The sequence below is a fragment of the Brucella sp. IR073 genome (assembly GCF_049065735.1).
GTDB lineage: Bacteria > Pseudomonadota > Alphaproteobacteria > Rhizobiales > Rhizobiaceae > Paramesorhizobium.
This window is the reverse complement of sequence record NZ_JBAKHD010000001.1, coordinates 130,673-144,011: the sequence shown is the minus strand read 5'-3', so window position 1 is coordinate 144,011 and position 13,339 is coordinate 130,673. Positions and strand designations below refer to the sequence as shown.

Sequence of the window (13,339 nt, the reverse complement as noted above, 5' to 3'; positions counted from 1 at the left end):
CGTGTCGGCCAATCTCCCCCCTTGAGGGGGAGATGCCCGGGAGGGCAGAGGGGGGTATCTAGCGCGACCATAGAAACCTCCCTACTTCCCGCTTTCCTGCGCGCGGGCTTGCGCCCTTTGGAACAGCACGATGGGCACGATAAGGATCACCAGCAGCACCACCGCCACGGCTGACGAAACCGGCCAGTCGCGGTTGGAGAAGAACTCGCTCCACAGCGTCTTGCCGATCATCAGCGTCTGCGAGCCGCCGAGGAGGTCGGGGATGACGAACTCGCCCACTGCGGGGATGAAGACGAGGAAGCAGCCGGCGACGACGCCGGGGATCGACAATGGGAAAGTGATCTTCCAGAAGGCAGCGATGGGGCGGCAGCCGAGATCCTGCGCGGCTTCGATCAGCGAATGGTCCATCTTTTCCAGCGCCGAATAGATCGGCAGCACCATGAAGGGCAGGTAGGAATAGACGATGCCGATGAAGACGGCGGTGTTGGTGTTGAGGATGTTGAGCGGCGTATCGATGACATGCGCCCACATCAGGAATTGGTTGAGCAGCCCTTCCGGCTTCAATATGCCGATCCAGGCGTAGACCCGGATGAGGAAGCTCGTCCAGAACGGCAGGATGACCAGCATCAGCAGGGTCGGGCGTAGCGTCGAGGGGGCGCGCGCCATGCCGTAGGCGAGCGGATAGCCGACAAGCAGCGTCAGCACGGTCGAGACGGCGGCGATGACGAGGCTGGAGAGATAGGCCTTGTAATAAAGCGGATCGTCCAGCAGCCAAAAATAATTGGCGAAGGAGAGCTCTTTCAGCTTGTCCCAATTCGCCGCGAAGCCCTGGGCCAGGTCGAAGCTCGGCGTATAGGGCGGGATCGATATCGCCGTCTGCGACAGCGAAATCTTGAGCACGATGAAGAACGGGATGAGAAACAGGACCAGAAGCCAGAGATAGGGCACGATGATGACCGCGCGCCCGGCAATGGCCGCTATGATCTTCTGGAAGCCAGCGTTCTTGCTCATGCCGTCAGCACCAGTCCGGCGTCGGTATCGAAGGAGACCCAGACGCGCTCGTCATAGGTCAGCGGGTTTATCGTCTTGCGCACGGCGTTGAGGCTCGCCGCCTTGATGGTTGCGCCATTGTCGAGCTTGACGTGGAACACGGTCAGGTCGCCGAAATAGGCGATGTCCCACAGCTCGCCTTCGACCGCGTTGAAAAACGTATCCGCCGGCTTCTCGCGGCTCAGTCGAATTTTTTCCGGGCGGATGACGAACCAGACCTTCTGATCGGCCGAGAACGGAAGGCTGGTTTCGGCGCGGATGGTCAGCTTTTCCGGCGCGGCGACGATCTCCGCCTCGCCATTGGCTGCCTTTTCGACCACGCCCTCGATGACGTTCACATTGCCGATGAAATCGGCGACGAATTTCGAGGCCGGAGCCTCATAGATTTCCGCCGGGGTCGCCACCTGCATAATGCGCCCGTGGTTCATGAGCGCGATGCGGTCGGCCATGGTCATCGCCTCCTCCTGATCGTGGGTGACGATCATGAAGGTCAGGCCCAGCTTCCACTGCAGGTCCATCAGCTCAAACTGGGTTTCCTCGCGCAGCTTCTTGTCGAGCGCGCCGAGCGGCTCGTCGAGCAGCAGCACCTTGGGGCGCTTGGCGACGGCGCGGGCGAGCGCCACACGCTGGCGCTGGCCGCCGGAGAGCTGGTGCGGCTTGCGCTTGGCGAATTTTTCGAGCTTCACCAGCTTCAGCATCTCCGCCACGCGGTCATCGATCTCGGATTTCGCCATGCCGTCCTGCTTCAGGCCGAAGGCGATGTTGCCCTCCACCGTCATGTGCGGGAACAGCGCATAGGACTGGAACATCATGTTGACGGGGCGGCGATAGGGCGGGATGCCGCGCAAGTCCTGCCCGTCGAGCAGGATGCGGCCGGAGGTCGGCTCTTCGAAACCCGCCAGCATGCGCATCAGCGTGGTCTTGCCGCAGCCGGACGCGCCCAGCAGCGCGAAGAACTCACGATTGAAGACGTCGAGCGACAGATTATCGACGGCGGTGAAATCGCCGAAAATCTTGGTGACGTTCTCGAACTGAATGTAGGGCTTTGCCGCCGGATCGTTCCAAGGCGCGAACTTGCGGCGAAAACTACCAAAGGATTCCATCCGGCTCCCCACTGACTGACTATATGACCGCGCCCTTATAGGGTGATTTTGAAGGGTGTGTGACGTTCCGGCTCGCGCCCTCCTTCCCCCTTGCGGGGAAGGTGCCCGCGTCAGCGGGCGGATGGGGGTGGCGACGTTTGCGCTTGCTTCGAAAACCGTTGCGCAAACGTCGCCACCCCCACCCGACCCTTCGGGCCACCCTCCCCGCAAGGGGGAGGGAGGGCGCTGTGCCTTACTGCCCCGTCACGATCTTCGTCCAGGCCCGCGTCGCCAGGCGCTGCGTCTTGGTGTCGTAGGGCTGCGGGACGAAGAGTTTTTCCATCGTCGCGGCGTCCGGGTAGATTTCCGGGTTGTCGATGATGCCCTTGTCGAGCAGCGGCTGTGAGGCCTTGTTGCCGTTGGCGTAGAAGACATAGTTCGACGCCTTGGCGATAACTTCAGGACGCATGATGTAGTTGAGGAATTCATGCGCCTCGTCCACATGCTTGGCATCGGCGGGGATCGCCATCTGGTCGAACCACATAATGGCGCCCTCCTTGGGGATGGCATAGCCGATCTCGACGCCCTGCCCCGCTTCCTCGGCGCGGTCGCGCGCCTGGAAAATGTCACCGGAATAGCCGACCGCCATGCAGATATCGCCATTGGCGAGCGCATTGATATATTCGGACGAGTGGAATTTGCGAATGTTCGGACGGACCTTCAGAAAGAGGTCCTCGACCTTAGCGAAATCCTCAGCCGTGGGCTTGTTGGGGTTGCCGCCGACATAGTTCAGCGCCGGGCGCAGCATCTCGCTGGCGGAATCGAGCACATAGATGCCGCAATCCTTAAGCTTGCCGGAGATTTCCGGGTTGAACAGCGCATCCCAGGAATCGATCTTATCCAGCCCAAGCGCCGCCTTGATCTTGGCCTTGTTATAGCCGATGCCGGTGGTGCCCCACATGTAATTGATGGAATATTCATTGCCGGGATCGTAGACGGCGGTGCGCTGCTGGATCACGTCCCACATGTTCTTTAAGTTGGATAGCTTCGCCTTGTCGAGCTTCTGGAACACGCCTGCCGGGATCTGACGCCCGAGGAACTCGCCCGAGGGCACCACGACGTCATAGCCCGAGCCGCCGGCAAGGAGTTTCGTCTCGAGGATCTCGTTGGAATCGAAGACGTCATAGACGACCTTGATGCCCGTCTCCTTGGTGAAATCATCAAGGATGGACTGGTCGATATAGTCCGACCAGTTATAGACATTGACCACCCGCTCCTGCGCGAAGGCAGGCGCAATGGCCGTGGCGAGCGCAACGCCGGCCGTCAAGAAAAGCGTTTTCATACTCATCTGGAAAACTCCCATTTTCACACCCGCTCGAGGCCCTTCAGCAACCCCGCCATTCCCGCACTTTTTTAGATTGCGGGGGTTTCGTCAATCGCCTCATAGCCTTTATTATTGAAAATCGAAAGCGCTGAGACCGGTCACCATTTCATCGAGCCCGAGGGGCCGGGTCAGCGGCGGCTCGGCGCGGGCAAGACAGCCCTGCCGCTCGCAGATTCGGCAGGCCGGACCGGTGGGCGTCGGCGGGGCGGATGTGAGCGCCGCGCCATAGACGATGTCATCCTTGAAGACGATATCGCAGCCGAGGAGAAGCGCGGTGCGGCGCGGGCGCTCGCCGAATGCGCCCTGCGGCCCATCGAGCGTGCGGGCGATGGTGAGGAATTTCGTGCCGTCAGGCATTTCCACCGCCTCGACCAGGATCTGCGCGTTCTGGGCGAAGGCGGCATAGACGGCGAGCTTAGGGCACGATCCACCGAACTGCGCCTGCGGGTAGCCCAGCGCCCCCGCCCGGCGGAAGCGGTTGCCGGCGTGGTCCACCTCGAGCATGAAGAAGGGCACGCCCGCCGCGCCCGACCTTGCCAGCGTGGTGAGCCGGTTCGCGGCCTGCTCGAACGAGACGCCGAAGCGTGAGCGCAGCACGTCGATATCGTAGCGCGCGCGCTGCGCCGCCACGAGAAACGGCTGGTAAGGCATCATCAGCGCATGGGCGGCATAGCGGCCAAGCTCGAATCGGGCGATGCGGCGGGCCTCGCTGGAGGAAAGCTTCAGCCGCTCGATCTCGGCCTGTATCACCACCTGCATGCGGATGAGCGCCGCCTCCATCGCCACCTCGCGCAGCTGGTCGAAGGGTGACAGCCTCTCGGACAGGAAGAGCCGCTGCGAATGGCGGTCATAGCGCCTGCGCCAATTGGGCATGGCGGAAACGGGAAGCGTGCGCACCGCAATGCCATGCTCGGCGCGCAGCCAGTTTTTAAGCGCGCCCATCAGGTCGTCGCCCGGTTTGAGCAAGTTGATGAAGCTCTCCGCCTCCTCCTCGATAAGCGGGAAATGGTTGGGCCGACGCTCCATCACGTCATGCACCTCATCGAGCGGCAGGCGCGCGGCGGAGAGAGACGTCTCGCGCCCCTCATTGGCCAGAAGCGTCGCAAGGTCGGAGAGCCGTTCCAACTGCTCGCGATAGGCGCGGTAGAGCTTGACGATACCAGCGGCGGCATTGGGCGCGGCCTCGCCGATTTCCACCAGCTCCTGATCGCCGGGCAGTTCGCCCGCAAGAAGCGGATCGGAGAAGACCTCCTTCAGCCCCGCAACGGTTACCCCGCTTTCCGCATGGAGGCTGTCGAGGTCGAGCCTGTAGGTGCTGGCGAGCTTCAGCAGCAGCTGCACCGTCAGCGGACGCTGGTTGCGCTCGATGAGGTTGAGATAAGAGGGCGAAATACTGAGCGACTCGGCCATGGCGGTCTGCGTCAGCCCGCGCTCGTTGCGGATGCGCCGGATGCGCGGGCCGGCGAAGATTTTCTGTTCAGCCATTTTACCCTCGCATCTGTTCAACCGATACAATCTTTACAATCTCGCGCAGCAGCCGGCAATGCAACGATTGTTACAAGATTTACAATTTCACAAAACGCAGCGGTCAAAATCTCTACAGCATGACCCGATTTGAAGCCAGGATTTCCGCAATTTCCTCGCTCGGTTCACACCCAAACTGTAAATTCAGTCATAGACGCAAGCAAGCCGCTTGCGGGATGGAGCCAAAAAGGGAAACCGCGTTATGACTGATTTTTACAAGCTCGTTCCAATCGCTCCGCAAGGCCGTTTCGACGGAATTGAGCGCCCCTATACGCCTGACGACGTGCAGCGCCTGCGTGGCTCGGTGGAAATCCGCTATTCGCTGGCGGAGATGGGGGCGAACCGGCTCTGGAAGCTCATCCACGAGGATGATTTCGTCAATGCGCTCGGCGCGATGACCGGCAATCAGGCGATGCAGATGGTGCGCGCTGGGCTGAAGGCGATCTATCTCTCCGGCTGGCAGGTGGCGGCGGATGCGAACACGGCTTCCGCCATGTATCCCGACCAGTCGCTCTACCCGGCCAATGCCGGACCGGAACTCTGCCGCCGCATCAACCGCACGCTCCAGCGCGCCGACCAGATCGAGACCGCCGAAGGAAAGGGGCTTTCGGTCGAGACATGGTTCGCACCCATCGTCGCCGACGCGGAAGCCGGGTTCGGCGGGCCGCTCAATGCGTTCGAAATCATGAAAGCCTATATCGAGGCGGGCGCGGCGGGCGTGCATTTCGAGGACCAACTGGCATCCGAAAAGAAATGCGGGCATCTCGGCGGCAAAGTGCTGATCCCGACCGCGGCGCATATCCGCAATCTCACTGCCGCGCGATTGGCTGCCGATATCATGGGCGTGCCGACGCTGATCGTCGCGCGCACCGATGCCGAGGCGGCGAAGCTGCTGACCTCCGACATCGACGAGCGCGACCGGCCCTTTGTCGATCACGAGGCGGGGCGCACGGCGGAAGGCTTCTACCAGGTCAAAAACGGCATCGAGCCCTGCATCGCCCGCGCCATCGCCTATGCGCCGTATGCCGACTTGATCTGGATGGAGACATCGAAGCCGGACCTCGAACAGGCGCGGAGATTTGCGGAAAGCGTCCATAAGGCGCATCCGGGCAAGCTGCTGGCCTATAATTGCTCGCCTTCCTTCAACTGGAAGAAAAACCTCGATGACGCGACCATTGCCAGGTTCCAGCGGGAGCTGGGCGCGATGGGCTACAAATTCCAGTTCATCACGCTAGCGGGATTCCATCAGCTGAACCACGGCATGTTCGAGCTGGCGCGGGGCTATAAGGACCGCCAGATGGCCGCCTATTCCGAATTGCAGGAAGCGGAATTCGCCTCCGAGGCCAATGGCTACACCGCCACCAAGCACCAGCGCGAAGTGGGCACCGGCTATTTCGACGCGGTGTCGCTGGCGATATCAGGCGGCCAGTCTTCCACCACCGCGATGAAGGAATCCACCGAAAGCGCGCAGTTCCGCCCCGCGGCTGAATAGGAGAAGAGCGATGACACCGATACCCGTCAAGGAAAGGGCCGAGGAGCAATCCTCCGCCCTCACCACGGACCAGCAGGCGCTGATCCGCATGCTCGCCAACGATCTCCACCGGCTCAACCAGTCCGTCATGAAGGCCGTGGAAGCGGGCGTCTCGGTTGAACTCGTCCGCTCCGCCCGGCATCACGGCGGCGATGGGAACTGGGGGGATTTACTGGTGCCGGTGATTGTGAGGCAGTAGGCGGGTAAAGGAGTAAGGGAGTAAGGGAGTAAGGGAGTAAGGGAGTAAGGGAGTGTTCCACGATCCTTTGAAGAAATCCACCCTATTCCCTATTCCCCTATTCCCCTACTCACTTACTCCCATAGTATTGCTATGTCATTTCTTCGTCATTACTTTCATGTCAAAAGTATTGATATAGAATCATGAGGGACTGCCATGGCAATACAAGCACTCATCGATACCGTCGCGACCAAAGCCAATATCAGCCCGCAGGTGGCGGAAAAGGTGGCGGGGATCGTGTTTTCCGTCCTGCAGCATGAATCGCCGCAGCTTTCGGCGCAGATCTTCGCCAAACTACCGGGCGCGGCGCAGCTCGCCGCGGCCAATGATGTGATGGCGCAGGGGCAGGCGAATTTGGGCGTTCTCGGAACCATCACCAGTTTTCTTGGCGGCAATACCGGAGAGGAGGTCGGCGCGCTTCTCAACGGCGTGGCCGCTCTCAAAGCCAGCGGGCTGACGGAACAGCAGATCAGCGCCGCAGGGGGAGAAGTCCTCGCCTATGCGCGGCAGGCCGACCCGCAATTGGTGGATGCACTGGTGCAGGCGGTGCCGGAGCTGAAGGGGCAATTTGGGGTGTGAGCGCACCTCCTCCTTCCCCTTGCGGGGATTGAGGAGCGTTCGGCCGCAGGCCGAGGAAAAGCCAACGATTTGGCTTTTCCAGCGACGAACCCCGCGTTAGCGGGCGGATGGGGGTGGTGACGTTTGCGCTTTTGCTGAAGACCATAGCGCAAACTTCGCCACCCCCACCCGACCCTTCGGGCCACCCTCCCCGCAAGGGGGAGGGAGGGTGCAAACCCTCCGCCCGTCGCTTTCTTCATTTACTTCCCGGCTAAAAAACAATGGCTTCAGGCGTGCCATAACGCACTGCCCTATGCTATCGTCACCCTGTGACGAAACATTTTTTTGGTGATTGATGCCAGCCAATATGAAGAAGCCGGCGCGACCGAAGCAGCGCCGGACGCCTCAATATGTCAAATCGCTTCGCGGTGTTAAGGATTGGCGCGAGGTCTCTGAGTGGCTCGCCTGGCGCGACATTGAAGATATCGAGTGCATTACGCCCGATCAGGCCGGCGTGGCGCGCGGCAAGATGATGCCGTCGAAGAAATTCACCTCCAACACCTCGCTCGCCCTGCCCTCCGCCGTATTCATGGCGACGATCTCAGGCGACTACCCCGAGGATGACGGCGATTTCGCCTATCCGGCTGACGATGGCGATTTGAAGCTGGTGCCCGACCTTTCGACGCTCAGCGTCGTGCCGTGGGAAAGCGATCCGACGGCGCAGGTGATCTGCGATCTGGCGCATCAGGACGGGCGCGCGGTCGAGTTCACGCCGCGCAATGTGCTGCGTCGGGTGATCGCCGCCTATGACAAGCTCGGCCTTCGGCCCGTGGTCGCGCCTGAGATCGAGTTCTATCTCGTGCGCAAGAACCCGGATCCGGACTATCCGCTCACCCCGCCCGTGGGGCGCTCAGGCCGCGCCATCGGCGGCGGACAGGGCTATTCGATCGCCGGGGTCAACGAGTTCGACGAGCTGATCGACGATATCTACCATTTCTCGGAGGGACAGGGGCTGGAGATCGACACCCTCATCCATGAAGAGGGCGCGGGGCAGCTCGAAATCAACCTGCGCCATGGCGACCCCGTGGAGCTGGCCGACCAGGTGTTCATGTTCAAGCGCACCATCCGCGAGGCGGCCCTGAAGCATGAGATGTATGCCACCTTCATGGCCAAGCCCATCCAGGGCCAGCCGGGCTCGGCAATGCATATCCACCAGTCCATCGTCGACAAGAAGACCGGGCGCAACATCTTCACCAATGAGGACGGCAGCGAAAGCGAAGCATTCCACCATTTCATTGGCGGGATGCAGAAGCATGTGCCGAACGCGCTCGTCATGTTCGCGCCCTATGTGAACTCCTACCGGCGGCTGACCAAGGCGGCTTCCGCGCCGGTCAACGTCAAATGGGGTTACGACAACCGCACGACCGCCTTCCGCGTGCCCCGCTCCGATCCCTCGTCGCGCCGCGTCGAAAACCGCATCCCCTCCTCCGACGCCAACCCCTATCTGGCGCTCGCCGCCTCGCTCGCCTGCGGGCTCATCGGCATGACGAAGAAGATCAAGCCGGACGAGCCGACGGGCACCACGGTCAATGAGGACGAAATCGAGCTGCCGCGCGGACTGATCGAAGCGACGATGCTGTTCGAAGATGACGAGGACCTGCGCGAAATCCTCGGCGACGCCTTCGTCACCACCTATGCCGCAATCAAGCGGGCGGAATTCGAGACTTTCATGGAAGTCATCAGCCCCTGGGAGCGGGAGTATCTGCTGTTGAATGTTTAAGTGAGTAAGGGAGTAAGGGAGTAAGGGAGTAAGGGAGTAAGGGAGTAAGGGAGTAAGGGGACATACACGGGGAACGGGGGATGGCAATCAATTCTTATCGGGATATCATGGCGTGGCAACAAGCCATGGAATTGGTAACGGCAGTTTATAAATTTACCGAATCCTGGCCCCGCGAAGAGATTTACGGGCTGACTGGCCAAGTCCGCCGTGCCGCCGTTTCCATCCCAGCGAATATCGCTGAAGAATATGGTCGGGATACCCGTAAAGCATATCAGCAGTTCTTACGCATTGCGCAAGGCTCGCTGAAAGAGCTTGAAACCCATTTGCTCATTGCTGAGAGATTGGGCTTTAGCAACAAAGAGGCCATCGCCCCGATCATAGCATTGAGCGAAAGCGTCGGCAAATTGTTGAGGCTTCTCATCCGCAAGCTATCAGAACCGGAATAACATACTCCCTTATTCCCTTACTCCCCTACTCCCTTAGGCTAAGCCGACCATGCCCTATCAATCTCCCATCTCCCCCGGCATCTCCTGGTATGAAGCAAGTGTCGGCGAGCGTCCGGAGTATCCGGCGCTCGACGGCTCGCGGCGGGCTGACATCGTCATTGTCGGCGGCGGGTATACCGGGCTTTCCGCCGCCTATCATCTGGCGGCGATGGGCGTGGACGTGGTGCTGCTGGAAGCCGCGCGGTTCGGCGACGGGGCGTCGGGGCGCAATGGCGGGCAGCTCAATACCGGCCAGCGGACATGGCCGGAGGAGCTGGAGCGGGAATACGGCTTTACTCGCGCCAGGGCCCTGTTCGACGTGGCGGAGGAGGCCAAGGCGCATCTCCTGCAATTTGCCGATACGCACGGGATCGACATGGATTACGTGCCGGGGCAGATGTCGGTGGTGCACAAGCCGCGCTATCTGAAACACTATCAGGCCCATGCGGAGCTGATGGCTTCGCGCTTCGGCTATTCGCATATCCGCTTCATGGACCGGCAGGAGACCGCGGATCGGCTCGGCTCGGAACGTTTTTTCGGCGGCACGTATGATGCGGGAACGGGGCATATCCATCCGCTGAAGCTCGTGGTCGGCACGGCCAGGGCGGCGGTCAAGGCGGGGGCGCATCTCTTCGAGAATACGCGCGTCACCGGCATTCGTTCCGAAAATGGCCTCGTCACCGTGACGACCGGCCGGGGCGACGTGACGGCGGCAAAGGCGCTCATTGCCGTCAACGCCCATGGCGGGGGGCTCGAACCTGTCAGCGCCGCGCATGTCATGCCGATCCGCTCCTTCATCGGGGCGACGGTGCCGCTGGGCAATGACAGCCCCGTGCTGCCGGGCGGCGAGTCTGTTGACGATTCCCGCTTCGTGGTGCGCTATTTCCGGCGCCTACCCGATGGGCGGCTGCTCTTCGGCGGGCGGGAGGCTTATACCGCCGACAATCCGCGCGACATCAGCAGCCATATCCGCCGGCAGATCGCGGAAATTTATCCTGATCTCTCCAATGCCGAGATCACCCATGCCTGGGGCGGCTCGGTCGGCATTACCATGCCGCGCAAGCCCTTCGTGCGCGAGGTGATGCCCAATGTCATCTCCATCGGCGGATATTCCGGCCATGGCGTGATGCTCGCCAATTTCATGGGCCGGCTCTATGCGGAGACGGTGGCGGGCAATCGCGAGCGGCTGAAACTGTTCGAAGACCTCAACATCCCCCCCTTCCCCGGCGGCAGAAGCCTGCGCGCCCCGCTCCTGTTTCTGGCGATGTCCTGGTATGCGCTTGTCGATAAGGTCTAGGACGCCGGCGGCACCCAAATTCACCGAATTGAGACTGGCAGTCTTAAATCGATTAGATTATATGCCACCTATACGCCCCGCCATGCTAGCGAAGAGAAGCCCATGACCAGCCAGACCATACCGGTAGCGCCTTTCGATTGCATCATTTTCGGCGGCTCGGGGGACCTCGCGGAGCGCAAGCTGATACCCGCGCTCTACCAGCGCCAGCGCGCCGGCCAGCTCTCGGAGCCCACCCGCATCATCGGCGCTTCCCGCTCGCCGATGACGGATGACGAATATCGCGCCTTCGCCCGCGCGGCCATCAAGGAATTCGTCAAGCCTGACGAGGTCGACGACAAGGAGGTCGAGACCTTCATCGCCCGCCTCTCCTATGTCGCGGTCGATGCCAAGACCGACAATGGTTGGGATGCGCTGAAGGCGCTGATCGAAAAGGACCCGGCACGTATCCGCGTCTTCTATCTCGCGGTCAGCCCCTCGCTTTTCGGCGATATCGCCCAGCATTTGAAGGCGTCCAGCCTCATTACGCCGGATACGCGCATCATCGTGGAAAAGCCCATCGGGCGCGATTTGAAATCGGCGAAGGCGCTCAACGACACCATCGGCAGCGTGTTCCGCGAGGACCAGATTTTCCGCATCGACCATTATCTGGGCAAGGAGACGGTGCAGAACCTGATGGCGCTGCGCTTCGCCAATGTGCTCTATGAGCCCTTGTGGAACTCCGCCCATATCGACCATGTGCAGATCACCGTGGCGGAATCGGTGGGGCTCGAAGGCCGCGCCGATTATTACGACAAGGCGGGCGCGCTGCGCGACATGGTGCAGAACCATCTGTTGCAATTGCTCTGCCTCGTCGCCATGGAGCCGCCTTCTTCCATGGAGGCCGACGCCGTCCATGACGAGAAGGTAAAGGTGCTGCGCTCGCTCGAGCCGATCACCAACGCCAATGTCGAGGATCGCACCGTGCGCGGCCAGTATCGCGCGGGCGCTTCGGCGGGCGGGCCGGTCAAGGGCTATCTCGACGAGCTGGAAGGGCATACGAGCAACACCGAGACCTTCGTCGCCATCAAGGCTGATATCGCCAACTGGCGCTGGGCGGGCGTTCCCTTTTACCTGCGCACGGGCAAGCGGCTCGCCACCCGCGTTTCCGAGATCGTCGTCACCTTCAAGCAGGTTCCGCATTCGATCTTCGATGAAAATGCGGGCCGCATCCTCGCCAACCAGCTCGTCATCCGGCTGCAGCCGGACGAAGGCGTCAAGCAATGGCTGATGATCAAGGACCCCGGCCCCGGCGGCATGCGCCTGCGCCATGTGCCGCTGGACATGAGCTTCGCCGAATCCTTCAAGGAACGCAATCCGGACGCCTATGAACGGCTGATCATGGATGTGGTGCGCGGCAACCAGACGCTGTTCATGCGCCGCGACGAGGTGGAAGCGGCTTGGCGCTGGATCGACCCGATCCTGCAAGGGTGGGAGGATAGCGGCCAGCCGGTGCAGGGCTATACCGCCGGCACGTGGGGCCCGTCCGGAGCCATCGCGCTCATCGAGCGGGACGGCCGCACCTGGCACGAGAGCCTTTAAGCCATGGCGATCGAATGGCATGAATTCGCAGATAGCGCCGCGCTGGCCTCGGCGCTGTCAGCCGAAATCGCGGCGCGGCTGGATAAGGCCGTGCGCGAGCGCGGCGAGGCTGTGCTTGCCGTTTCCGGCGGGACGACGCCAGTCGCCCTGTTCGAAGCGCTGTCGCAGCATGACATCGACTGGGCGTCCGTCACCGTAACGCTGGTGGATGAGCGCCTCGTGCCGCCTGACAATGCCCGCTCCAACGAAAGGCTGGTGCGCACGCATCTTCTCAAGGCAAAGGCGGGCAAGGCGAAGTTCATCGGGCTATATAACGCCGCGCCCACCCCGGAAGAGGCGGCAAAGGCAGCGGACGACTGGATCGCGGCGTTGTCTATGCCCTTCGACGTGGTGGTGCTCGGCATGGGAACGGACGGGCATACGGCTTCGTTCTTCCCGGGCGGCGACAGGCTTGGCGATGCAATCGATCCGCAGGGAACGGCTCTGGTGCTGCCGATGCAGGCGGAAGGCGCTGGCGAGCCGCGCCTGACGCTGACATTGCCTGTCATTGTCGAAGCCCGCTTCATCGTGCTCCACATCGAAGGCGCGGCCAAGCGCGAGGTGCTGACCCGCGCGATGGAGACCGGGACCGAAACCGAAATGCCGATCCGCGCGGTGCTGAACCATGCGGCCACCCCAGTGCAGGTGTACTGGGCTTAAGAAGTTGCGCCCTCCTTCCCCCTTGCGGGGATTGAGGAGTGTTCAGCCGAAGGCCGAGGAAAAGCCAACGATTTGGCTTTTCCAGCGACGAACCCCGCAGAGCGGGCGGATGGGGGTGGTAAAGGCAGTGGGC

The 13,339-nt window shown here is 61.7% G+C and carries 12 protein-coding genes; 8 read left to right on the top strand and 4 right to left on the bottom strand.

Translation table 11 applies throughout. The features are described from left to right. Positions 1 to 81 precede the first annotated feature (81 nt). The 4 genes from ACOWVG_RS00700 to ACOWVG_RS00685 all read right to left on the bottom strand — a co-directional run bounded on the left by ACOWVG_RS00700 (position 82) and on the right by ACOWVG_RS00685 (position 5,001). Positions 82 to 1,011, bottom strand: a complete 930-nt coding sequence (locus ACOWVG_RS00700) for an ABC transporter permease subunit (protein WP_420959466.1) — start codon at positions 1,009 to 1,011, stop codon at positions 82 to 84. Continuing rightward, complete coding sequence (locus tag ACOWVG_RS00695) at positions 1,008 to 2,153, bottom strand: ABC transporter ATP-binding protein (RefSeq protein WP_420959464.1); 1,146 nt, start codon at positions 2,151 to 2,153, stop codon at positions 1,008 to 1,010. Before ACOWVG_RS00695 ends, ACOWVG_RS00700 begins: the two co-directional genes overlap by 4 nt. Before the next feature lie 232 nt (positions 2,154 to 2,385). Then, on the bottom strand, positions 2,386 to 3,480 hold the full coding sequence (locus ACOWVG_RS00690) for a polyamine ABC transporter substrate-binding protein (RefSeq protein WP_420959462.1): 1,095 nt from the start codon (positions 3,478 to 3,480) through the stop codon (positions 2,386 to 2,388). Positions 3,481 to 3,585: 105 nt separating this feature from the next. After that, positions 3,586 to 5,001, bottom strand: coding sequence for a helix-turn-helix domain-containing protein (locus tag ACOWVG_RS00685; RefSeq protein ID WP_420959460.1), 1,416 nt, complete (start codon positions 4,999 to 5,001; stop codon positions 3,586 to 3,588). Between the two features lie 241 nt (positions 5,002 to 5,242). Between ACOWVG_RS00685 and aceA the strand changes: the two genes are divergently transcribed. The 8 genes from aceA (at position 5,243) to pgl (ending at position 13,206) form a co-directional block, all read left to right on the top strand. Further along, positions 5,243 to 6,532 (top strand): isocitrate lyase, encoded by a 1,290-nt coding sequence (gene aceA, locus ACOWVG_RS00680; RefSeq protein WP_420959458.1) that lies wholly within the window; start codon positions 5,243 to 5,245, stop codon positions 6,530 to 6,532. Positions 6,533 to 6,542: 10 nt separating this feature from the next. After that, positions 6,543 to 6,770, top strand: a complete 228-nt coding sequence (locus ACOWVG_RS00675) for a hypothetical protein (RefSeq protein ID WP_420959456.1) — start codon at positions 6,543 to 6,545, stop codon at positions 6,768 to 6,770. 195 nt (positions 6,771 to 6,965) lie between these two features. Then, positions 6,966 to 7,388 carry a DUF2267 domain-containing protein gene (locus ACOWVG_RS00670; protein WP_420959454.1) on the top strand — a complete coding sequence of 141 codons (423 nt, stop codon included), beginning with the start codon at positions 6,966 to 6,968 and terminating at the stop codon, positions 7,386 to 7,388. 334 nt (positions 7,389 to 7,722) lie between these two features. Then, complete coding sequence (locus ACOWVG_RS00665) at positions 7,723 to 9,147, top strand: glutamine synthetase family protein (RefSeq protein ID WP_420959451.1); 1,425 nt, start codon at positions 7,723 to 7,725, stop codon at positions 9,145 to 9,147. An 80-nt stretch (positions 9,148 to 9,227) separates the two neighbouring features. After that, positions 9,228 to 9,593, top strand: coding sequence for a four helix bundle protein (locus tag ACOWVG_RS00660; RefSeq protein ID WP_420959449.1), 366 nt, complete (start codon positions 9,228 to 9,230; stop codon positions 9,591 to 9,593). Positions 9,594 to 9,642: 49 nt separating this feature from the next. Continuing rightward, positions 9,643 to 10,929, top strand: a complete 1,287-nt coding sequence (locus tag ACOWVG_RS00655) for an NAD(P)/FAD-dependent oxidoreductase (protein ID WP_420959447.1) — start codon at positions 9,643 to 9,645, stop codon at positions 10,927 to 10,929. A 102-nt stretch (positions 10,930 to 11,031) separates the two neighbouring features. Then, positions 11,032 to 12,507, top strand: coding sequence for a glucose-6-phosphate dehydrogenase (gene zwf, locus ACOWVG_RS00650; protein WP_420959444.1), 1,476 nt, complete (start codon positions 11,032 to 11,034; stop codon positions 12,505 to 12,507). Between the two features lie 3 nt (positions 12,508 to 12,510). Beyond that, entirely contained in the window at positions 12,511 to 13,206 is a 696-nt protein-coding gene (gene pgl, locus ACOWVG_RS00645) for a 6-phosphogluconolactonase (protein ID WP_420959441.1), read from the top strand. Positions 13,207 to 13,339: the final 133 nt, after the last annotated feature.